At 32.2% G+C, this 23,271-nt stretch carries 22 protein-coding genes and 3 pseudogenes; 4 read left to right on the top strand and 21 right to left on the bottom strand.

Annotated features, from left to right (window positions below; genetic code table 11):
- Positions 1-188: 188 nt before the first annotated feature.
- The 16 genes from H0S70_RS02020 to H0S70_RS14410 all read right to left on the bottom strand — a co-directional run bounded on the left by H0S70_RS02020 (position 189) and on the right by H0S70_RS14410 (position 18,723).
- A complete protein-coding gene (locus H0S70_RS02020) occupies positions 189-1,670 on the bottom strand; it encodes an ATP-binding cassette domain-containing protein (protein ID WP_188321524.1) in 1,482 nt (493 codons plus the stop codon).
- A 19-nt stretch (positions 1,671-1,689) separates the two neighbouring features.
- A complete protein-coding gene (locus H0S70_RS02015) occupies positions 1,690-3,825 on the bottom strand; it encodes a DEAD/DEAH box helicase (RefSeq protein ID WP_188321523.1) in 2,136 nt (711 codons plus the stop codon).
- Positions 3,822-5,138, bottom strand: coding sequence for an ATP-binding protein (locus H0S70_RS02010; protein ID WP_123247831.1), 1,317 nt, complete (start codon positions 5,136-5,138; stop codon positions 3,822-3,824). The genes H0S70_RS02015 and H0S70_RS02010 overlap by 4 nt, the downstream gene beginning before the upstream one ends.
- Complete coding sequence (locus H0S70_RS02005; protein WP_123247832.1) at positions 5,131-7,128, bottom strand: tellurite resistance TerB C-terminal domain-containing protein; 1,998 nt, start codon at positions 7,126-7,128, stop codon at positions 5,131-5,133. The genes H0S70_RS02010 and H0S70_RS02005 overlap by 8 nt, the downstream gene beginning before the upstream one ends.
- 13 nt (positions 7,129-7,141) lie before the next feature.
- Positions 7,142-8,032, bottom strand: a complete 891-nt coding sequence (locus tag H0S70_RS02000; RefSeq protein WP_123247833.1) for a BRCT domain-containing protein — start codon at positions 8,030-8,032, stop codon at positions 7,142-7,144.
- A 173-nt stretch (positions 8,033-8,205) separates the two neighbouring features.
- The gene (istB, locus tag H0S70_RS01995) at positions 8,206-8,949 is read right to left on the bottom strand and encodes an IS21-like element helper ATPase IstB (protein WP_188321522.1); all 744 of its coding nucleotides are present in this window, start codon (positions 8,947-8,949) and stop codon (positions 8,206-8,208) included.
- Between the two features lie 61 nt (positions 8,950-9,010).
- Positions 9,011-10,564, bottom strand: a complete 1,554-nt coding sequence (gene istA, locus H0S70_RS01990; RefSeq protein ID WP_188321521.1) for an IS21 family transposase — start codon at positions 10,562-10,564, stop codon at positions 9,011-9,013.
- 159 nt (positions 10,565-10,723) lie between these two features.
- The gene (locus H0S70_RS01985) at positions 10,724-10,879 is read right to left on the bottom strand and encodes a hypothetical protein (protein ID WP_188322266.1); all 156 of its coding nucleotides are present in this window, start codon (positions 10,877-10,879) and stop codon (positions 10,724-10,726) included.
- Between the two features lie 50 nt (positions 10,880-10,929).
- Entirely contained in the window at positions 10,930-13,068 is a 2,139-nt protein-coding gene (locus tag H0S70_RS01980) for a peptidase domain-containing ABC transporter (protein WP_394367318.1), read from the bottom strand.
- A gap of 60 nt (positions 13,069-13,128) precedes the next feature.
- Entirely contained in the window at positions 13,129-13,437 is a 309-nt protein-coding gene (locus tag H0S70_RS01975) for a hypothetical protein (protein WP_188321519.1), read from the bottom strand.
- 38 nt (positions 13,438-13,475) lie between these two features.
- Complete coding sequence (locus tag H0S70_RS01970) at positions 13,476-14,750, bottom strand: hypothetical protein (protein WP_188321518.1); 1,275 nt, start codon at positions 14,748-14,750, stop codon at positions 13,476-13,478.
- 21 nt (positions 14,751-14,771) lie between these two features.
- On the bottom strand, positions 14,772-14,921 hold the full coding sequence (locus tag H0S70_RS01965) for a hypothetical protein (protein WP_188321517.1): 150 nt from the start codon (positions 14,919-14,921) through the stop codon (positions 14,772-14,774).
- A 70-nt stretch (positions 14,922-14,991) separates the two neighbouring features.
- On the bottom strand, positions 14,992-15,147 hold the full coding sequence (locus H0S70_RS01960) for a hypothetical protein (protein ID WP_188321516.1): 156 nt from the start codon (positions 15,145-15,147) through the stop codon (positions 14,992-14,994).
- Positions 15,148-15,231: 84 nt separating this feature from the next.
- Positions 15,232-17,406 carry a TonB-dependent receptor domain-containing protein gene (locus H0S70_RS01955; RefSeq protein ID WP_188321515.1) on the bottom strand — a complete coding sequence of 725 codons (2,175 nt, stop codon included), beginning with the start codon at positions 17,404-17,406 and terminating at the stop codon, positions 15,232-15,234.
- 87 nt (positions 17,407-17,493) lie between these two features.
- Complete coding sequence (locus H0S70_RS01950) at positions 17,494-18,072, bottom strand: Crp/Fnr family transcriptional regulator (RefSeq protein ID WP_188321514.1); 579 nt, start codon at positions 18,070-18,072, stop codon at positions 17,494-17,496.
- A 519-nt stretch (positions 18,073-18,591) separates the two neighbouring features.
- Positions 18,592-18,723: a hypothetical protein gene (locus H0S70_RS14410; RefSeq protein ID WP_262891126.1), complete on the bottom strand. Its 132-nt coding sequence runs from the start codon at positions 18,721-18,723 to the stop codon at positions 18,592-18,594.
- Between H0S70_RS14410 and H0S70_RS14665 the strand changes: the two are divergent.
- Together H0S70_RS14665 and H0S70_RS14660 are read left to right on the top strand one after the other, a co-directional pair.
- A pseudogene (locus H0S70_RS14665) lies at positions 18,673-18,810 on the top strand (tyrosine-type recombinase/integrase); the annotation flags it as partial. The gene H0S70_RS14410 and the pseudogene H0S70_RS14665 sit on opposite strands and share 51 nt — an antisense overlap.
- Before the next feature lie 276 nt (positions 18,811-19,086).
- A pseudogene (locus H0S70_RS14660) lies at positions 19,087-19,209 on the top strand (IS91 family transposase); the annotation flags it as partial.
- Positions 19,210-19,474: 265 nt separating this feature from the next.
- On the opposite strand, the gene H0S70_RS01940 reads toward H0S70_RS14660, so the two are convergent.
- The 4 genes from H0S70_RS01940 to H0S70_RS01925 form a co-directional block, all read right to left on the bottom strand.
- The gene (locus tag H0S70_RS01940) at positions 19,475-19,681 is read right to left on the bottom strand and encodes a GDCCVxC domain-containing (seleno)protein (protein WP_069796431.1); all 207 of its coding nucleotides are present in this window, start codon (positions 19,679-19,681) and stop codon (positions 19,475-19,477) included.
- Between the two features lies 1 nt (position 19,682).
- Positions 19,683-20,282 (bottom strand): mercuric transport protein MerTP, encoded by a 600-nt coding sequence (merTP, locus tag H0S70_RS01935; RefSeq protein WP_188321513.1) that lies wholly within the window; start codon positions 20,280-20,282, stop codon positions 19,683-19,685.
- Complete coding sequence (locus H0S70_RS01930) at positions 20,279-20,653, bottom strand: ArsR/SmtB family transcription factor (RefSeq protein WP_124801948.1); 375 nt, start codon at positions 20,651-20,653, stop codon at positions 20,279-20,281. Before H0S70_RS01930 ends, merTP begins: the two co-directional genes overlap by 4 nt.
- A 284-nt stretch (positions 20,654-20,937) precedes the next feature.
- Positions 20,938-21,090 carry a hypothetical protein gene (locus H0S70_RS01925; protein WP_188322265.1) on the bottom strand — a complete coding sequence of 51 codons (153 nt, stop codon included), beginning with the start codon at positions 21,088-21,090 and terminating at the stop codon, positions 20,938-20,940.
- 123 nt (positions 21,091-21,213) lie between these two features.
- Here H0S70_RS01925 and H0S70_RS14060 point away from each other — a divergent pair, with 123 nt between their 5' ends.
- Both H0S70_RS14060 and H0S70_RS14655 read left to right on the top strand, forming a co-directional pair.
- On the top strand, positions 21,214-21,435 hold the full coding sequence (locus H0S70_RS14060) for a site-specific integrase (RefSeq protein WP_228453764.1): 222 nt from the start codon (positions 21,214-21,216) through the stop codon (positions 21,433-21,435).
- Positions 21,413-21,541: pseudogene (locus tag H0S70_RS14655) on the top strand (IS91 family transposase); the annotation flags it as partial. The gene H0S70_RS14060 and the pseudogene H0S70_RS14655, both read left to right, overlap by 23 nt.
- A 258-nt stretch (positions 21,542-21,799) precedes the next feature.
- On the opposite strand, the gene H0S70_RS01915 reads toward H0S70_RS14655, so the two are convergent.
- The gene (locus H0S70_RS01915; protein ID WP_228453763.1) at positions 21,800-23,242 is read right to left on the bottom strand and encodes a S41 family peptidase; all 1,443 of its coding nucleotides are present in this window, start codon (positions 23,240-23,242) and stop codon (positions 21,800-21,802) included.
- Positions 23,243-23,271: the final 29 nt, after the last annotated feature.

The raw sequence follows: 23,271 nt of genomic DNA, 5'->3' as shown, positions 1-23,271 counted from the left end.
TTAGAAATTTATATTTGTTAATTGTTTCATTTTCATAAGTAGAATTCAGATTGGTTAAATGATACAGGATTGAATTAATACTGTATATAAATTGTTTTTCCCCCGAGCTTAGGTATGAGAATAAACTTCCATTTTCGAATATATAATCAATTTCAAAAATAGATGGTTGTAAATGAAAAATATCTTCGTTACATTTTCACTTTGTAAAATCTATCTAATTTATTTTTATTTTTTATACCACAAGAAATTTCATCAATTGTAAATTTCCCTTCTGAAATACTTAAAAATTTTTGATAGATATTATTCTCAAATTCTGGAATTTTTAAATTGTTGAAAAAAAGAAAATTAAGGGCTTGTTTGAATTTATACGTAATATGACTATTATCTTCTCTTAGCATTTCAAAAAACTGGTTATAATCTTTTGAAAATTTATAAGTAGAAAAGTTCTCATCATAAAATGCACTACAATCATTATAAATTTCGTAAGTTTCTCTTATTTTTATTAGTTTTTCCAGAATATATCTCATTAACCTGAAATTCAATTCAGTATTTTTTATAAATATTTCACTTTCAGAATAATTATAGAAATTTTTGAGTATAATTTGTTCAAATAAATAAGCTGGATCTGTATTACTTTCACCACTTAAGGAAACAAAAAAATCCTTCTTATGATACTTTTTAAGTTTTAGAATTACTTTATCTATTCTATTGGTTGGAGTAACTTGCAATAAATCAGAATTTTTAGTTAAGTTATACAGAAAGCGTTGTTTCGTTAATGAATTTTCCGTATTTATATCAATATTACCCTCTGTCCTCATTGGATTCAAAACAATAGGTGTTTGATAACCATCATTTTTATGAAATATAGTCTCAATCCAATCATCTACTTCGATAGAGTTTAATCCATAAAATGAGTAGTTTACAATTATATTATAAAATAACTCGTTTAAAGATGAATCTTGAGTAATCTCTTTTACTTCTGTTTCCTTTTTAACAAATTCATTTATTTTACTCTCAAAAAAATAAATTTTATCATTATTAAAACTAATTGTAACTACTTTTTCATCACTATTATTTTCATTTTTCTGTACAAAATATATATTTAGTTTTATATCTTCAACAATCTCCCTCTTAATTATTTTATTTCTAATATTCTTCTCTTGTTCATTTTTTAGCAATGTATAAAATTCGATATACGCTTCTTTTTCATCAATCTCCTCATCTGTCAATTGTGAAATTTGGGTTTCACCTAAATCATATTGTATACCTGTAATTACATCCTCCAAATGCTTTACTTGTTTTCTTAATCTTCGATTCTTTTTATCATCTATTTCAATATCATTAATTAATTTTGCTTTGACAGATAAGTTATAAAAAGCTACACAAATAAGTTCTATCAAACTACTTTTACCACTTCCATTTTTGCCAACAATAGCCGATATATTTATTTTAGTATTTCCTTGATAATAAAGATCTTCTGGAACATTATTTGCCATCTTTACAATTTTGGAAACTTCTACAAAATTTTCTGTACATTTAATTTCCTTATCGTTTTTATCTAAAAATTCGTATTCATTATAAAATTTATAAATCTGATTGGGAATAAGATTTTTCCGAAATTTTTCATTACAACCTTCTAATGTTCTTATCGCAATTAATTTAAAGCTCATAGTTTTAGTTTTTTAATTCTTAATTGATTATCAATTCTAAATGCTTTAAAAACTCTTTTGATTTAGGAAAATCATAGTAAGAATTTTTCAATGTTTCAATTTGATATTTTAGAGGTAAGAACTTACCGTATTTCGAAAAATCCAGAATCTCAGGAGTATTTTCCAAAAGATTTGCTAAAACCAAATCGAGATTGATGTCGGATGATTCTATGTTTTTAATTTTTAAGATAAACTCTTCCTGAGAAGTTTTTATTTCAAAAGAAGAATCCAAATCGGAGTAAATATTCTGAATTTCTAAAGAATCAAAAATAAGTTTAAGCGTTCTGTTTATTTTTGAACCTGTAAATGAATAAAAAATAAGTTTTTCATTTGTTGTAAGTAATGGTCGTTCTTTGATAATATCTGAAAAATCAAAGACTGAAAATTCTTTCTGCATTTCCGATATAACATCCTGACTTGGTTCATCAAGAAAATCATATTCTTTTTTAGAAACCAATACTTCAAACATTTTTTCTCTGATTTTGTTTGCAATATTTGCTCCATTGCCTTCAAATATTGGTTTTTTTCCATCCTTCGAAGGGACAACTTCAATTTTTTTAGATTTTAAATCAATCGCTACGATTTTCCAAATTCTTGCAGATAAATAAATATTTTCATCTTCCCTAATCTGAATGGTTAATGGGATTTCGCCCACTTTATTTCCTTTATGAGATACTTTGAATAAATTTTCGGTTTGAAAAACACTGTAAAACTCTCTGTTGTTAACAATTTCCTCTCCTTCAATTCCTAAAATTAATTCTGGACCAAGTTGTTCAAGAAGTTCTTTTTCAACTAAGTAATCTATTATTCCTTCTATTTCTGATGCATCAATACTCTTAAAAGAAGTATTTTGTCGCATTTCAGCAATTAACTGCTTTTTTGAAATTCCAGATAATCCTTTTACAATAGACAATATCTGATGAACTAAAATATCGTAGGGCTTTTCATTCAAATAAACCGGCTCTATATACTTCTCATCATATAAAAGCCAACATGCAACTGATTGTAATAATGTCCAACGATTAGTAGCATACAAAAACAAATTACTTGCTTTGTCATCTCTTCTCCCGCTTCTTCCTACTCTCTGGATTAATGAAGCAATACTGTGAGTGGCATCAATCTGAACAACTTGGTCCACACTTCCAATATCAATTCCTAATTCCAATGTTGAAGTACAGGCGATACTAAAGTTTTCATACGTGTTATTCTTTGCAAAGAATTCTACATATTCCCGAACTTCTTTATCTACAGAAGAATGATGGGAAAAGTAATTCTGATGTCCTCCAACTTTATCAGAAATCTTTCTCAATTTCACGGCAACTTCCTCAACTCTTCCTCTGGCATTTGGAAAAATCAATGATTTGCTATTTCTTGTCTGGATGTATAAATCTTTTAATAATTCGAGAGGCAGTTCTGCACCACTACCTTCAAAATATCTAAAGACAGCATTGATAGGTTTGGGAGTTGTATCTCTTATAATTTTTGTATTCTCTACGTCTCCTATAAAACTTTTCAGTTCTAAATATTGATTAGAATCGCTTACGGTTGCAGAAAGTGCAATCGTTTTGAATTTGGTTTTATTTATTTTTTGTAAACGCGACAAAATAGATTGCAATTGAATGCCTCTGTCGGAACCTAAAAAAGAGTGAATTTCATCAATTACTACATATTCTAATGACGCAAACAAATGTTTTATATTATAAGGTTTATTCACAAACATTGCTTCTAAAGATTCAGGTGTAATTAAAATGATTCCGTTTGGATTTTTTAGTAATTTATCTTTTTGACTTTTGCTCGCTTCACCATGCCATTTGGTTACACTGATGTCCAAATATTCACACAATTCTTCAACACGACGAAACTGGTCATTAATCAAAGCAATCAATGGAGAAATGTAAAGCACTTTCACACCCTCTTCTCTAAAATCTGTTCTTGATAAAATAGGTAGAAAAGCAGCCTCCGTTTTCCCGGAAGCTGTTCTGGAAATTAATACATAATTATTTTCAGTTGACAATATTCTTTGGATGGCGGCTTCCTGTATTGGTCGCAAACTTTCCCAGCCTTTGTCTCTGATGTATTTCCTTATGGGTTCAGAAAGTAGATTGAAGGACGTCATAGTTCTTCAATACTATCCAGGATATTCAAGTCATTTGGTCGCTCGTCTTCGATTTCAATATCTCCAAACAACTGCTTTTTGTCAACACCCGGATTTTGACGAATGATATTTAGAATATTCAAGAAATCACGAATAACTTCTCTAGGCGTCAGGAACTCTGATGCGCCTGGTTTATTAAACATTTCTTCCATAAAAGCAGAAATCTCTTCATCAGAAATACTGATTTCACTTTTGTAATTAAAATCAAAGATTAATTTCAATTTTTTCAAAAGAACAAATATTTCATTATGATCCAAAGGCGTAAGTTTGATGACAGGCTGTGCAAAGTCACGCATTTCCAAAGTTTCAAATTTGTTGGTCTGTAATCTGGATTTTAATGCCTGATAACTAAACAAACCTCTTCTCTCGTTTTCAAGAAATTCTCTTGTCCCGGCGAAATTGATGAATAGATTAGACACCTTTCCCTGAAAGCAATCATTGTAAATTGTTAGAATTTTTTCATAATTCTTATCACGCATTACTGAGGTAGAAATTTTGTAAAGGTTGATAGCTTCGTCAAGATTTATCATAAATCCGCTATATCCCATACTTACAAACAACTTGCAGAAATTTTTGAGCATATCATAAAAATTCTGGTCATTGATAATCTCCCGTACACCCAAATCCTGTCTTGCTTCGGTCTTTGTTTTATATTCTCCTTTCAGCCATTTTAATGCATTCCTTCTTAAAAATTCATCATTTTTAATATAGCCTTCGTAATATTTCACGATGACTGAACCAAAGTCAAAACCACCTACTTCTGTGATTTCGTTGATGGTTTTCATTATGGTGTTTTGAATCAGTCCAAGATATTCTTCATTACGGATATCAACCAATGAAATATTGTTTTCCTGTGCTGTTTTTGAAATAACCTGCTCTATCCATTTTTCCAACAATGTCTGCAAAGCACCTCCTTCCGGCTTGGTCTGGATAGCAATATTATCCATAATTGCCGAATATAATAAAACACTTTTCCCATCATTGGCATAAAGACGGTTATCAGGAGTAAAGTCTGCATTTGCAACTACAAATTTTTGCTTTAGCGCTACTGTATTGAGCAAATGAAGCATAAATGATTTACCGCTTCCAAAATCTCCGATCCAGAATTTTGCAATGCTGTGTCCATTCTTTACGTCATTCAGTGCGGTAATAAAGGCTTCTATTTCGTCTGTTCTTCCTACTGTAATATGCTGTACTCCAATTTTTGGAACAACTCCTCCTACAAGAGAATTAATAATAGAGGTTGCTTCTTTTGGTTTAATATTATCAATCATTGTTTAATAGTTTTTTGTAATAATCTGGGAATATGGTAAAATAGTCATCTTCTTCTTCAATCAGTACATCATCCAATGTTTCATAGCAGGATTCATTAATTGAGTCAATCACCGAGCTCATCATTTGGTTTTTGCTTTTCAAGACTTCTTCCAATTCATTTTGGGAAATGCTGAAGCTGCTTTTTTCAAAAATTTCTAGAACCTCTTTCTGAAGTTCTGAAAGGTGTAAATCTGAATTAAATCTAGATATGGCGGATTCTGTATTATCATCGTTGTTTATATGAATTTGAATTTCTTCGGTTTCATTTTCTTCTTTGAAATCAGATGTTTTTACTTCATCCTCCAATTCATCATGAAGATATTCATTCAGAAGATTGACAGTTCCGGAATGCTGTTTTTGAACCTCTTGTATTGAATTTCTGTCGATGACAATTTTTTTTCGTTTGGGCTCATATAAATAACTTACTTTCTTTAATGCGTTTTCGAGTTGTTTATCTTTAATGAAATCATTCAAAATCCCTTCAAATTCCACCAGTTGTTCATTTGTTTTAAAAAGACTTTTCTGAATGGTTTTATTCATCTGCTTGTTGTCAAACTTTGATGATTTCAAATCGAAATCTATGTAATAAATATAAAGTTTAAGGGAACTTGACTTGTCCAGTTTCGCCATAAACTTAGAAGCCTCATAAAAAATATTTTCTACCGAAGGATTTTTTATGTTTTCCTCTGCTAGTCTGATAATTTGATTTTCAAAGTCTTCTGTGTTCGTATAAGTTTGTGTTATTATTTCAAATTTAGATTTCCAACGGGTTGTATTGCTTTCATTCAATAACTTTTCGGTTTCGGTATCAGGAGAAGGAATATTTTTCTGATCATCAATTAAGAACACATCTAATTTTGAAATCACTTTTTCATAATACGAGGTATAAATTTCCGGTGCACTATAATTAAATTCTGCTGTCAGTTTCCTCTTATTTGAATAAACCACTCTGACATTGTTTTCACATAATTTAAGGATATGTCCATAAATTTCACCCTTTACCGAATCAAAAGTATATTTATAATTTTGGCTACCTTTTCTATAACGATAATATTTTCTTACCACCAAATCAGACAATTCATCCATCAGATTGTCAAATGAATTATCGTTGGAAACATAATTATCCTGAAGAGATTCTACTGCGCGTAAAAACTGTTTCAGGATTTCAGTTTTACAGAATTCAATATCATTAAAAACATTATTCTGAAGCCAAATTCTATTAAGTATTTCTTCTTGTGCATTTGAAAGATTAAGCTTCTTTTTATATTTTCTTCCTAATTTCCAATAATCATAATCATATTGCTGATTTTTTTCTCTGAAATGTTCAGCTTCGTCATCCATATTATATTCTTCAAGCTTCTTTAGCAGAAATGATACACAATATGATTTTGTTCTCGAAAAAGTATTTCCTAACATTTCCAATTGATGCTCGATTTTTTTATAATCCTTATGAACTTCAAAATCGTTTAGTAAATCAAAAAGTAGAATAAAAGCATAGTTTGTATTTCCATTGAGAGATAAAATATTTCCCTTTAAAAATTCCGTTTTAAACTTGTCATAAAAACCTTGTTGTTCTTTTGTTGCATAGTTAATTTCATCATAAGAATATACGTATTGATGAGGCCAATAAGGCACAGAAGAATAAGATGATGGCGAGTTTGAAGATGAATATTCTGATGTGATTTTTATATTACTTATCAAAGTGTTCATCAAATCAGAGACATCAATGATGGAGTCGTCCTTCACTTTAGATTCCACAGAATCTATCTCATTTTTAGATTGGGATGGGATGATTTCATTTCTTTTTTCACTATACGATTTTTCAGACTGTGCTTTTATGGGATAAGAATTTGTATTTTTAAATGTAACTTTATTTTTAGGAGTTTTCTTTTGGTTTTTGCTTATAGCAATGATAAAAAATAAAATTACCAGAATGATAAAAAAAGTCATACTACCTTAAATTTTATATTGCGTCAAACACATCAAATTCGTGAACTAAGACAATGGTATGTCCTGACTTTCTCAAGTCCAAAGCTTTTTCTACTTTTCTACCATAACAGGCATAGCTCCAACAAGCATTACTTGTATCACCAATAATCAGATAATCTGTTTTTTTTGAAATAGAATTTACGGCGATACCACCTTTATTTTTAATAGCATTTTGAAGTTCAGCCCTGGTTCCTCTGCTGAGAATACCTGTGACACAGAATGTTTTATTTTCAAAAATAATCTCGGGATCAACTGCACATATTCCGGAAATATTTACATCTGTCGTAGCTTTATCAATGGATTCCTTTATATCATTATTACTAAGTTCAACAAATTGCTTGATGAAAGCCATTAATATCAATCTTTCTTCTTCATCAATCTTCTTATCAGAAACAATGGACAGTACCAAACTTCGGATTTCATCATAAGGATAATAGGAATTTAGATGTTCATTCTCTGAAAGCCATTCGTGAAGTTTAAAAATTTCTGTATCATTGAGTTCTCCATCAGATAAGATTCCGTGAAAAATCCCTTGAAGCTGCTGTAAATCTGAAGTAATACCTTTGTAATAGATACTATCGTGTTCGTATTTTTGACAAAGCCAATAAAGGTCTTCAATAGCTTCTTTTGTAGGAATCCCATTAGAAGCTGTATTATCAATCAATGTCATAAATTCTTTGAAGGGATTCCTGTTTACTAAATCGTTGTTTTCTCTTGCCCACAATTGTAATTCTTTCATTTCATACGAATCGATTTTCTCATCAGAAATAATTCCTAAGAAAATTCCTTTAAGAGAATTGATTGCTTTATCAGCTCTCGCTTTAACGGTTACAATCTGTTGTTCTGAGTTTTCAAAGTTTGCCATAGTTTTTTAATATCTTTTCCATATTTGAGATTCCAGTATTTGATGCAAAGTTCGGTGTAATTGACCACCTAGATTCGGTTTAAAGTGACCATGTAAGTTCGGTCTAAATTGACCACCTCTTTTTTGTGGTAAAAACGACTGTTTTTCATGTGCTAATTTGTATTCAAATATAATTAATTTTCGGCTCTGTTTATACCTCTTTTTTTGCGCATCGATTCCCCCTTCAATTCGAGGCGGTGAGATTGATGGATCAGCCGGTCTAAAATAGCATCGGCTATGGTCTTTTCACCGATGATATCGTACCAACCCTGAACCGGGATTTGCGAAGTTACGATGACAGAACCATTGTTATGACGGTCTTCAATGAGTTCTAAAAGAGTTATTCTGTTTTGACTGTCCAATGCCTGGAGGCCAAAATCATCCAATATAATCACCTCCTGGCGTTGTATTTTGGCCAGTTCCCGAAGATAAGATCCATCTGCTTTTGCCATTTTCAATTTAGCAAACAATTTATTGGTGTTAAAATAACTGACCTTAAAACCCTCTATACATGCCTGATAACCAAGTGCGGTGCCTAAATAACTTTTGCCTACGCCCGTACTTCCGGTGATCAGTATGTTTTCATTCTTTTCTACAAATTCGCATCCAGCTAAGCGCAGCACCAGATTGCGGTCCAAGTTTCGGGATTCATCGAAGTTAATATTTTCGATATTTGATTTGTAATGGAATCGTGCGTTCTTGATGCTTCTTTCGATGCGCCTGTTGTGCCTTTCATCCCATTCTGCATCGATCAGCATCGAGATAAACTCATCGAGCGTGTAATGATCTGTTTTGCCACTTTCAATAGCGGTTTTAAACGCATGATGCATTCCGTAAAACTTCATTTGCTTCATTTTGGTAACGGTAGGTTCGTTCATGATTTTTAAAATTTAATTTGGTTTAATGATGATTTAATTAAAATGTCAATTTTGCTAATTGCTAGTTATAATACTGTTTCCCACGGATATTACCATGGATTGGAAGTTGCTGTTCAGACTCCGATTTTTGCTCAAAATCAATTTGGTCTAAATTGTTTTCTAAAATTTTCTGGATGGTTTGAAAGCTGTAAATTTTAAAGTCAAGGGCGCGTTTGCAGGCATTGATCAATCGCTCTCTACCTACCTTTTTTTCGAAGTTTAATATTCCCATACAACTTTTATAAGCTTGTTCAGGATGATTTCTGCTCTCGATAATTTGGATAATATATTCACCAACAACGGGATCAATTTCAGTGGCCCAATCAATAAATCGCGACGGACTCCAATCGGACACAAATTGATGCGTACTGGCTAAATGTTCAGCATTGGTGGTATATACGTAAGGATTGTAATTGCGCATATGAATCGCAATCCTGTTGTATTTATGAAAAATTTCTACAGCGGATGACGTGTATAAAAGTTTGACTTTTTTCTTCAGATACTGATACGGAACGCTGTAATAATTTTTGTCCTGACTCAAAAGAACGTGGCCATTCTGCATCACCGTTGCGTGCGACTGGTATTTGAGCTCAAAACGCGCTTCGGGAAGTGGACGCAGTTTTTCTTTTTCGTCTTCTAAAAACAATTCTTTGCGGGAGTAAGGACGTGCGGTGAGTTTGCGATCGTTGTGCATCTTTAACAGATCCCAAATTTGATGGTTTAATTCTGCTAATGAATAAAATGAGTTTTCTTTTAAATGGGCATAAATTCTGTGGTATAAAATCTTCACAGCTCCTTCTACCAAAGATTTATCTCTCGGCTTATAAGCTCTGGCCGGTAAAATAGTGGCTCCATAATGCTCTGCAAAATCGGCAAAGGTTTCATTAATGGTGGGTTCAAAACGGCTGCTTTTGGTGACTGCAGATTTTAAATTGTCAGGAACAATGGCCGCAGGAACGCCCTGAAAATAGTGCATCGCATTTTCTACCGAACGTACAAAATCTTCCTTTTGCTGGCTCATCGAAGCTTCTGCATACGTATACTGGCTCGCTCCCAGGATGGCCACAAAAAAATGTACGCTTTTGATCTCACCACTCTTTTTATCGGTAATAGAGAGGGTTTTACCGGCATAATCCACATACATTTTATCACCTGCTTTGTGGTTCATGTGCATCACAGGATTCACCCGTTTTGCCCATATCTTGTAATGATGCCGGAATTGGGTGATCTGAAAACCATCGGGATACAAAGCGATATACTGCTCCCAAGTTCGATAAATAGTAACTCCTACCTTTTTTAATTCCCGTTCCATCACCGGAAAATAATCGTACAAAGTCTGTAATTTGGGACTTACGGATTCCTCAATAGTATGAGAAAACAAAAGTTCAAGTTCTGCATCTGTCTTTTCGTTAATGATCTCAAAACTTAATCCAAGGACTTCAAATAACGAAATATACTTCTTTACGGTGTTTCTGGAAAGCGATAAGTAATTGCTGATAAACAACTTACTCTTCCCATTGCTATAAAACTTAAGGACTTTTCTAATTTTACTCATGTCGGTTGTTTTATTGGCCATAATCCGTATTTTTATACGAATTTATGACGCTAACAACATGAAAAAATCAATCGTTTTTACCTGAAAAAATCAACCAAAATCAAGGTGGTCAATTTGCTCCGAATCCAGGTGGTCAGTTTACTCCGAATCTGGTGGTCAATTTACTCCGAATCTGGGTGGTCAATTTGTCCGTTTTTTCCAGTAAAGTGCTTGTAGATTTGCAATTGTAAGATTGTCTACGGGTGGATTGTACAACGTGTAAACGGTTACTTGTTCTGTGAGTTTTTGCAGGTTTGCGACATTTTTGGCGTGTCCTACTTCTGATGTTGATGGCATAGTATTGTGTTTTTAAGATTGATAGAATCAAAATTACAAAATAATATTAATTAGTTGCCTAATTCCAATTGATTTTTCACTAAATGATAATAATCTAATTTTTTTTGAACCAATTCTTGATGGTTGCCTTGTTCAACAATTTCTCCATTTTTTAGCACAATGATTTGGTCTGCATTTTTTACAGTAGATAGTCTATGAGCAATTATTAATACTGTTTTTCCTTTGAAAAAATCTTGTAAATTATCATGGATTATTTTTTCATTATCAGCATCCAATGCACTTGTGGCTTCATCAAAGAAAATATAATGAGGGTTTTTGTAAACTGCTCTTGCAATCAATATTCGTTGTTTTTGTCCCCCTGACATACCATTGCCTGATGCGCCTACTTTAGTATTAAATTTCAGAGGTAGAGATTCGATAAATTCCCCTATGTTAGCTGTTTTAACGGCTTGTTCTAATTTATTGTCATTAATATTTATATCTCCTGTAGCAATATTTCTTTCTATTGTATCAGAAAAAATGAATCCATCCTGCATGACGACTCCACAATTTTCCCTGATACTTTTTGCAGAGAGCTGATTCATTTCAGTAGAATTATATAAAATTTCTCCTTGCGAAGGTTTATAAAACTTTAGCAAGAGTTTCATTAAGGTAGTTTTTCCACTTCCGCTTGCTCCAACAATTGCTGTTATTTTTCCTTCTGGAATAAATAAATTAATATTTTTCAACACATATGGAGATTTTGGTCCTTCATATTGAAAATTTATCTTTTTAAGTTCAATACCTTTTTTTATCGCTTGAGTATTAAGGTTGAGTTTTTGTTGTTTTGATTTTTCTTCTATAGCATGATTTTGAACTTCATTAAGTCTTTCTAAACTTAATCTTGCATCTTGAAGTGACCGAAGAAAATTTACCAATTGATTTACAGGAGCATTCATCTGGCCAATGATATATGAAATGGATAGAAGCATACCTAAGGTCATACTGTCTTTTACTACATATGTAGCTGCTAAAAATGTTACGATAATATTTTTGAGCTGATTAAAAAAATCAAAACCTGAAATTTGAATTTGATCAACTTTTAAAATTTTCATATTCAGTTTAAACAACTTATTTTGAATTTTTTCCCATTCAGAAATCTTATAGCTTTCAAACTGATTTAGTTTCATTTCAGTAACACCATTTAATAACTCATATATGGATTCTTGATTTTGACTTTTATGTAGAAAGCGATAATAGTCAAGCATTTTTCTACGTTTCAACCACATCAATGACCATAAAATTGAAATTAATGTTAGTAAAAGATAAACTAATAAAATTTTATAGTCATAATAAAGTAAAACCGCAAAAAAGACGGAAAAAGATATTACAGAAAAAAAAGTTAATAATGATTGAGACGTAAGAAATTCCTCAATTCTTTCATTGTCTTGTATTCTCTGATTGAAATCTCCCATCAATTTTGTATCAAAAAAATTGATGGGTAGCTGTAGTAGTTTTTTTAGAAAATCTGAAATGATAGTTATGCTAATTTTCGTACCAATATATAACATTAGCCAATTCCTAATTACACCAAATAATAATGAACCGATAAACAAAAAAAGTTGTGCTAAAAGAATGGTAGTAATATAATTCAAATCCTTTTTGGAAACTCCTTTATCTATCAAATATTCTGTAAGAAAAGGAAAAATGAGGGTGAAACAGCTTCCTAATAGAAGTAACAAAAAGATAATTGCTATTCTCTTTTTGTGAGGAGCAAGATACTTTAAAAGATATTTTATTGTAATCTGTTCTTCTTTTGGAGGATTGGCTGAATAAAAATCATCCGTTGGATATAAATATAACGCAATACCTTCATCGTCTGAGAGCCAAGATTTTTTAAATCTCTTTTCTGATAAAGATATTAAACCATGGGAAGGATCGGCGATATTATAGACCAACTTATTAGTCAATCTATTTTTTGTAATTGATCGCAATACTACAAAATGATTTTTACGCCAATGTAAAATGCAAGGCAATAAATCTTTATTCTTATATAAACCTTCGAGTGAAATTTTTGTGGAACGACTTTCAATGCCGATATGATTTGCCGCCTCGCTAATCCCAAGAATAGAGACACCTTCTTTTGTGATGTGTGAAATATTTCTTAAATACTGTAAAGGATATGACTTGCCGTAATGTATACTTATCATTGATAAGCAGGAAGGACCACAATCTTTTTTATCATGCTGATATACAACTTTGAAAGACACTTATAAATTTTCTATTTTGGATTTTAACTCTTCTATTGTGCGAACAACTTCAGCATCTCTAGAATCTGAAGTAATATACTTAACACTAAGCTTATTTTTTTGAAGCTTTATTTGCAAACCACTGTCGACTAATAAAGTATTTTCTATATATTTCGGAAAATAACTTTTAAGAACTTGTAACACATTCAGATATTTACTTTTATGAAACCCTATTTTATAATGTAGTTTCGACTTATATTCATTTTTTGTAAATATAGAATGTTGTTTTGTGTTAATGCGAACTTGTGAACAATTAATATTAATGCCCATAAAAATAATAATTAATGAAATTATTAAATAAAATGCTCTCATACAATCTCAATACCACGTTTATTATACAATAAAGATAAAAAATATAATCCTGCTTCCTTTGGAAAATCTTCATTATTCTTATCCAGCAAATCATTCACACTTAAGGTTTCATGAGAATTAATTTTATTTATAAGATTAATGATTTCAGGGAAATAACTCATTTCAACTTTTGAGCCTCTAACAAAGATATCTAAAAAATCATTGTCGGTTTTATACAAAATTTCGTAACCTTCCTTTGATTTTATTTTTTTGTTATCAATAAATTCATAATCATCAACTATATATTTATCTCTAATTTCTCTATTTAAGGGTACGGATTGCCAACCTCCATTACTCAATATTGAATATTTATACTCTTCATAAATATGCTTGAAAAAATCTGTTACATTTTTTTCTTTTAGACTATCATTTATTTTTATATTATCTATCAATTCATTAAATGAGTTATCATTTTTTATATAGTTTATTTGAGGAGTTAGGATGTTTTGGTTTTCTTCAACATATTGGTTTATAAATGATTTAATTATATTGTTGGTAAAGCCAGATTTTGTTGGATTGTTAAACCATAATGTGATTCCAATAGAAAATTGGTCACTGAAACCAATATGAAATTTGTTCCACGGCATATAGAATAAATCACCCGCTCCGAACGGAAACTCATTTGCATATTCAAGCAAAGGCTCGACATCCTTATTGTTATGCTTCGTTTTAGTTAATTCATGATATTTGCCTTCATCCCATGTATACATCGTTTTTTCTCCAGGACCTAAATGAAAATGTAATACGTTCTCGCCTTTGTGATCTTGATGAATTCCTAAAGGTGTCCAACCATAATCTCCGATAAAAATAGTAAGCTCTAAACCTGAAGTAGGTAAGCCAATTTTATCTACTAAAGGTTTAAGTTTTCTCAATAAATTGTCAGCAAAAATATTAGAATACTTTTCTCCACTATTGATAATCATTCCGAATTTTTTGTCGAAAATTTTTTGGAAATATTTTGTGAGATTTTCATTTTCTTTTGGCGGATTTAAAGATAAGTTTTTACAGAACTCACTGTTTTGTTCAATGCCATCAACATAAACTCGGAAACCTCTATCAACATGTTGTACACCATATCTTTCTTGTAACATTTCTACAATACCATTATTTAGCAAATCAATAAATGATTTGTCTAAACAGTCTTCCATTATGCAAGGCTCTGTAAAATTCTTATTTTTAACAAGAAATTCATCCCACCATTTAGTGTCAAATGCACTACTATTTGTTTTCATAATATTTTAGCATTTGTTAATTCAACTTATAATTATCACCTTTTGTTTTTGTTTTTGCTTCTTTTTTTGTTTGTCGTCTTCGACATCCATTATACCACCTAGTATTTTACTATTTTCTAATGGGGATAATATTTTAATTTTTAAAAAATCTTTTGGATTAATTTTTTTCATAATATTTTTTTTGCGATTAGGGTAAAAAGAGTAATAGAGATTGCCTCTATTACTCATAAAATGGGCGATACTATAAGTCTACTTTTACGTCAACTTTAATATCGGCTTTCTTGTCCTTTTTTTTATCTTTTACGTCAGCCATACCACCTGTGATTGCTTTACTTTCAAGGGGAGACAAGCTTTTTACGTTTAAGAATTTTTTAGGATCGAAATTTGATTTTTTCATCTTAAAAAAACATTTTAATTAATGATTGTGAGTTACCTTTTTAAGCCTAAAACTCCTCATTGGCTTCCCTTGCAAGGACTTTTTTTATTCTGTTCTTTCTAATTCTTCATTATTTTTATTCTGATAGCTTTCCCTTTTAAATATCTTACCAAAACTGTAAGATAGAGATATTCGAAAATATCTTTCATCATAATAATTTCTAAAAGTATTCTTAATGCCATTTGAATATGTGGTATAAGTTGTACGACTTGAACTTAGAATATCATTTGCATAAATATTAATTACTAGTTTCTTATCAAATGCTAATAATTTGAGCGAAGCATCAAGTTGGTTGGAAAATGAGTTGTAATCTAAATTGTCAACCCCTTTCGTAATTAGTCTGTAGGCCACATTGAATAAGATGGTTTTCTTTTTATTTAATGTAATGTCATTTGAAAGGTTAAATTCTCCATTCCAACCTTTTAAAAATTGTAATGTTACTGGTATTTGTGATTTTGTTGAACAATAATAAACATCCGCAACAAAATTCGTGTTTAACCAATCAGCAGGTTTGTAAATTAAGGTATGAGTAACACCATATGTTTTTCCTTTGATATAATTTTCTGGTATTACCTGTTGAATATTAGTAGTTGCATTTACTATTGTTAATTGTTCAAACCCGTCGTTCAAATCTGAATAATATAAATTTGTTATTATGTTGCCTTTGTAAGAATATTCTAACTCCAAATTATTTATAAAAGATGGTTTGAGAAATGGATTTCCTTCTGTGTAAGAATATGGAGAAGATACCCAGCGAAAAGGATTAAGATAATTATAACTAGGTCTATTTATTCTACGACCATAATTAATGCTAAATGAATTGTTTTCATTTGGATTGTATGACAAATAAAATGTCGGGAATAGTTTAGTATAGTTAATTGTTGTTGTTTGGTTTAGTGTCTTAGATAAACCTTCTGTTTTTGTACTCTCTATTCTTAAACCTGCTTTTGCCTCCCATTTTTCAGAAATATTTTTGTTCGCTGAAAAATAATATGATTGAGTGTTTTCTTTATAAATAAAACTATCACTTTGTGATTCATCTAAGGTTTCTGAATTATTAATTACATCATAAAAATCAAAATCATTATTTGTTTTGGTATGTGACAAGCGAAAACCATAATTGAAAATCATCCATTTTGTTGGGTGTTCCATATCAATATTTAGAGAAAAATTATTAATATTTTGATTCCCATAATTTCTGTTCTGTGTATAATAATCTGAATCAATTGGTGATAAATCGGGATTTAATCTTTCAGTTGTAAAATCTCTATTTCTTGATAAGTCAAAATTAAAATAATCAAAATCAACAGATAGTTTCCTGCCAATAGTGTCCATATTATATATGATATGGTAATTAATAATGTTGGAATTTCTTACATTGGAGTTTCTTCCTTTATTGTAAATCAACGAATCTATTTTGTTTGTTACTGGATTGATGAGGTTAGACTTTGTAAAATCTTTAATTAAAGGTTTAGAATTGAAATATCCATATGTAAATCCTGTTGTTATCTTATCCGAAAATCTATAATCTAAACCCAATCTTGTTGATAGGCTGTTGCTATAGTCTCTTCTGTTGTTCAATTCCTGCCAAATAATATTAGGATAAAAAATATTATTTGTTTCCACTGGTGCATTTGAGCCGTTTAAATAGTTTATTGAAGAAAAAAAAGTAAGTTTATTTTTCTGTAAATTAAAATTACCTCCAAAATTTCCAGTCGCATATGTAGCTTGCTGATATACCGAACGAATAGTACTGTTCCAAGTATTTTTTTTTGCATTTTTCGTGATAATGTTCAAAACACCACTATTTCCTTCTGCTGTATACTTTGAAGGTGGATTTGTAATTACCTCTATTTTTTTTATTTCATCAGATTTTAGTGTTTTCAAGTAACTTATTAAATCATTTCCACTTAATTGGGTCGCCCTGTCATTTATTAACACCAACATATTTCCTTTCCCAATCATTGAAATTTGGTCGTTTTGAACTTTAAGCCCAGGTGTTGTTTTTAATGCGTCAATCGCATCCCCTCCAGTTGCAGAAATAGAATTTTCCACGTTAAAAACTAATCTGTCTACTTTTCTTTCAATTAGTTTCTTTTTTGCTGTTATTTCTATTTCTTGAATTTGTTTTTCAACAATTTTATTTATAGAATCTTTCTTTTCTTGTCCGAAAAAAAAGATTGAAGATATAATTAAAAAAAAGATTACGATTTTTGACATTCATGAAGTATTGTATTGCAAATATTTGAATAAAAAATCAAAAAAAAGTGTAAAATATTTTACACTTTTCATTTTTTTTTGATTTTTCTATTTATGCAGTAAATGCTTGTTGTTTGCAAAGTGGATTCTTGAAATACCAAGAAAAGAAGCTAGTAAATTGTCATTAAGATCGTTTATAAGATTTGGAAAATCAAGTTTTAAGTGTAATAGTTTCTTTTCCAAATCAAAAGTATGGAGAGCTTCAAAACGTTTTATATGTAAAATGTTGTATTTCTCTAATAAATCTGCGTAAATACTTTTAATGTTTAATGAGGATTTCATAAATCTTTCAAAATCATCCCTATTTATAGATAAAATATTTGCATCTTTCACACATTCTATAGTTTCATTGTTTTCTGAAAGTATTTTGAAGCTACCGATGTTTGTTAAAAATCTACCTTCCCAAGCAAACATTCTAGTTACTTCTTTTCCTTTTTCATTTATATAATAAGCTCTTAAAAGTCCACTATTTATAAAGAAAAGTTTATTACAAGGTGAGTTTTTTTCTATTAAAACTTGCTTTCTTTTTACTTGTGTTGGAATAAAGTAATTTTCAATATTTTGCTGCTCGGTTTCTGATATTGTACCATATTGTTTAAGAAGATTAATAAGTTTTTCGTGGTTCATATGTATTAATTTGTGTTTTATCTAAATTATGAGCGATGGAAAAAATCAGCTCTTTTGCAAAATAAGCGTTGGGAAATGCTTTGGCTTTTTGCAAATGTGCTGATGCGCGTTGGCAAAAAAGGTGCTGGAAAAAAGAATAAATTTAGCGTTGGGTGTTTTGTTCTTCATCTTTTGTTGTGTTTAGTTATTTCGTTTTATGTACTTCGTTTGTAAAAGCATAGCATATAACGGGATAGGGCTTTGCGAAGGCGGGGCTTTTAAAAACTAAAAGTTCAACTAAAAACTGCACCGAGCAAAAACCATTTTCGTTTTTTCAAAATTACAAAAAATAAAAAACGAAATGGTTTTTTGCGACTAAAAATTACAAAAGGCTCAACTTTGTGAAAATCCCCCGCTTTTGCAAAACCGATGTTGAACTAAACCTCCGGTAGCTTTTTCCAATCGCCGTTTTAGTAACTTTGTTTTTATTAACCTTTTAAAAACTCATGAAATGGCTACAAAAAAAAATCTCCGGAGGATTTAAGGACCAACAAATTTCTCAATCGTGCTTCGAGCGAAGTTAACGGTTTTGCCGAACTTCTGCAACGCTTTGAAAGAAATATTTCCATCCTGGGCAGAAGCAAGCGAACCTTTGATAATTATTCCCGTCACGTTGCGGCTATGGCGCTACATTTCAAAACATTGCCCACCGAACTGGATCCCGAACAGGTCAAAGACTACCTTTTTGAACTCCAGCAGCGAAGCCAAACCCCATCACAGTCCTATTTTAAACATACCGTTTACGGACTGCGGTTTTTATTGAAGACGGAAGGTTTACCCTACAGCTACCTCCACCTTCCCGCGATTCCAAAAGTGAAAAAACTTCCCACTATTTTAAGCCGGCAGGAAGTTTGGCGCATGCTTCAAACAGCAGAACTCCTGAAACACAAACTGCTCATCGGCCTGATCTACGGTTGCGGACTGCGCTGTATGGAAGTAAGAAATATCAAGCTTCAGCATTTGGATTTTGACCGGAAGATGCTGCTCAATAAATGCCGGTGCTGCAAGGAGGGAAACCTGGTAACCATTGCCGTTTTCGGGCAGCGCGGTCCACCGCAGGACTTTCTTTTCGTCACCCAACCTTTGTCTGCAAAATAACCTTTGCGGGTAAGGGAAGCTGTGCTCTACAGCCAATAAAACCCCGCAGAAACCACTTCCAAAGGCTACCCAACGCCACAAAAAAAGCAGTCCTTCCGAAAAAACTACTTTGCACCTCTAAATTCTAAAAACGACATCCCCATAAGAGGACCATCATACCGCTGAAAAGCCACCGAAGGTTCCGTTCAACGGGCTTTCATTTCTTGTCTTGCAGACAAAACGAAAGCTTAGTTATTAGTGGCTGGGCTTCTTTGTTTTCCGTCTGTCAGCAACATTTTTTGTCCTGCTGAATTGGTGGACAAGCAACACTTCCGTAACTACAATAAACACAGCAGTCGCCTTGTTTTGGTTTAAGAACTTGTTTACATTTTTCACATTCGTAAAAATATTGGCAGGCGTCAGTCGGCATTGTTTCTTCTTTCTTGTGTCCGCAGTTGGGGCAAGTAATTGTTGATTGTAATTTGATTTCCATTCTATTTTTCTTTTTTGTCGGTTACAGAATATCCTGTTGAGTTTATTGCTTCTTCAATTTCTGAAATATTTGTTTTTGAGTTGTCAAATTCTACCATTGCGTTTCCATTTTCGTATGAAGCGTTTGAACTTATTATTCCTGTCAATTTATTTACTTCGTGATTTACGTGTTCGCTACAACTTGCACAAGTCATTCCGGTAATCGTAAATTCTACTTTTTGAATATTGGATTTGTCCACTACTATGATTTGCTTTTCTGTCTTTAGGTAGAAAATGCTTGAGCAGTATGGAAAGGCAAGCATTACGATTGCAAATGCTGTTACTATTCCTAAAAACATTTTTGACTGAATGAATTTTGGTTTTTCTTCTGTTTCACAATTGCAGTCAATTTGCTTTTTAGGTTTTAACTTTTGATACCAAGCAAAACCAAGAACCAAAATTGTCAAACCGATAAAATATGGTCGGAAAGGTTCAAGCCAAGAAAAAGTTGAAGCAAGTCCGCTTGTTCCTGCAATGAGAGCCAAGACAGGTGTAATGCAACACAATGAAGCTGCAATTGCTGTTAAAAGTCCTGCTCCGATTAGTTTGTTGTCTGTTTTCATAATGTTTCTAATATTTTGTTTTCGTCAAGTATTTTGAAAAACGGTTTCAGCATTTTTTCATACTCTTTTGTCAATGAGTAAAAAATGGTTTGTGCTTCACGTTCGGTTTCAATGAGCTTTCTGTCTTTGAGTTTTCGTAAGTGTTGCGAAACTGCTGAAATTGTCATACCAAGAATATCGCTTATATCACAAACACAAAGTCGTTTTTCTTCATAAAGCAGAAAAAGAATTTTGAGCCTTACGTTGTTACCCGCTAATTCAAGTCCATTCGATAAATAGTCAAACGAACCGTTTAGTTCTGAAACTCGGTCTTTACAACGGTTGATTTGCTTAATGTCCGCCTGTTGTCTTATACAAGAAATGTTGTCCATAGTACAAAGATAGTCAATTTGTTTATTTAAGCAATTACTAAAATACAAAATGTCAAAAAGTACCCGATTTGTCTGTCGGGTTGTGTCGTCATAGCCTTGCCACTAACGTTAAAAGGCTTTGCGATGGCGGTTTTTATACGCAAAGAACTTTCAAAACCGCTATTGCAAAACCAATGTTGAACTAAACCTCCGGTAGCTTTTCCCATTCGCCGTTTTAGTAACTTTGTTTTTATTAACCTTTTAAAAACTCATGAAATGGCTACAAAAAAAAATCTCCGGAGGATTTAAGGACCAACAAATTCCTGAATCGTGCTTCGAGCGAAGTTAACGGTTTTGCCGAACTTCTGCAACGCTTCGAAAGAAATATTTCCATCCTGGGCAGAAGCAAGCGTACCTTCGACAATTATTCCCGTCACGTTGCAGCCTAGGCGCTTCATTTCGGTAAAGTCCCTACCGAATTAGACCCGGAAGACATCAAAGATTACCTTTTTGAACTTCAAAAGCGATCAAAAACCCCTTCCCAGTCGTACTTTAAACATACCGTTTACGGACTGCGGTTTTTGCTGAAAACCGAAGGCTTGCCTTACAGCTACCTCCACCTTCCCGCCATTCCAAAAGTCAAAAAACTGCCCACTATTTTAAGCCGTGAAGAAATCTGGCGCATGCTTCAAACCGCCGAACTCCTGAAACACAAACTGCTCATCGGCCTGATCTACGGGTGCGGACTGCGCTGTATGGAAGTAAGGAATATCAAGCTTCACACCCAAAACGCTGCTCAATAAATGCCGGTGCTGCAAGGAGGGAAACCTGGTGACCATTGCTGTTTTCGGGCAGCGCGGTCCGCCGCAGGACTTTCTTTTCGTCACCCAACCTTTCTCTGCGAAATAACCTTTGCGGGTAAGGGAAGCTGTGCCCTACAGCCAGTAAAAGCCAGCAGAAACCACTTCCAAAGGCTACCCAACGCCACAAAAAAAGCAGTCCTTCCGAAAAAACTGCTTTGCACCTCTATATTCTAAAAACGACATCCCCATAAGAGGACCATCATACTGCTGAAAAGCTACCGGAGCTTCCGTTCAACGGGCTTTCATTTCTTGTCTTGCAGACAAAACGAAAGCTTAGTTATTATCTGCTGCCCATTTTTGGGATTTAGTTTTCCAAATAATCAACAGCATATTGTACCCAATCTTCTATAAATTTATCCATATAAATATCAGGTTGTAATCCGATATTATCTACTGGAAAATCGGGTAATCTTAACGAACGATAAGTGGGTAATCCCAATTGGTATTCAGAGCAACCAAAATCAAATACCCGTGCAGAAGCATAATCTAAACCGCCATAAGTGGGTGTTCCAAAAATCTTGACTTTTTTACTTTGTCTGGTAAACATCACAAAATACTCTCCTGAACTACCCACATTTTTATTTGCTAAAACGACTACATTTTGGGGGCTTTTTTCTGCAATTCTAACCTTCATTGTGTCCACTTCAGTATCGTGAATATTTACAAATTTGCCCTCATTCTTTTTTAGAATTTCGATTTCTCTTTTAATTCGGGTTATTTCTCTCTCTTTGCTTTTATCATCTTTAATTCCATCTATATAGCCTTGTAATCCGTTTATCAAAGTTGGTGTTGATAGAAATTCAACTCCTAAAGTCCTGATGGATTGTGTCATAATATAGGGCAACAGATTAAGGTAGGCATTGTCAGTTCCTCCACCGTTATTTCTAACATCTACGATTAAATAGGGGCTACTTTCAAGCAAATTCTTGTTGTTTTCAATTAACCTATTTATGATGTCAACATAAACGTAATCAAAGGATGGTAATGCTAACAGGATTGTTTTATCTGTTAGTTTTTTAAGTGAGAATCCGCTTAATTCTGTGATTTTGTCTAATGAATTTTCATCCGTTGTTTTCTCTTTTACAAAGAACGATTTTATATTGTCGAATGAAAGAATAGTTTCGTTGTGAATGGTATATTTTCCTTTTAGTAGATTATGGCTTTTATCGTAGTATTCATAAGTTCCGTCTGGAAACAAACGGAATTTCACTTCTTTTGGCTCCCAAAGTTTTGAACCTGATTTGATAACAAAACCAACATACTCATTTTTCGTTGCTTCCGTAATACCAATGGTATAAGTAATATCTCCAAACATTTTTTCATATTCGTTCTTCCAAATTCCTTCAATTTTATGGTTTCGATTTTTGAATTTCTTTTCAAATTTTTCAATATCTATTTTGATAAATTCCTTTTCCTGGGTTTTTTCTGATTTTTTTGAAATTTTGGGATGGAGCCATAATATGTGACCGTCCCTAAAAAAATCAGTGTATTTCTCCAATACATCAAAACAGGATGATTGCTTGGCTTCTTTTGCTTCTTCTGTTAATTGCTTTTTAAAACTGTTGTAAAGAACTTTGTCTTTTGTCTTTTCTTCAAATCCCGGATACTCATTTTCTATTTTAGATATTAACTTGTTTAATGCTACATCACAATCGCACTTTTCCTGACCAAATGAGATATTTGCCAAAAATATAGAAATTACCAGTACTAAATTTTTCATCTTTAATTCATTAAATTTATAAGGCAAAAGTATTTGTCTTTTTACTTAGAAAATTG

Source organism: Chryseobacterium manosquense (assembly GCF_014623485.1).
Taxonomy (GTDB): domain Bacteria; phylum Bacteroidota; class Bacteroidia; order Flavobacteriales; family Weeksellaceae; genus Kaistella; species Kaistella haifensis.
Note: the sequence above shows the minus strand (reverse complement) of the source record. Positions and strands in the feature narration are given on the sequence as shown.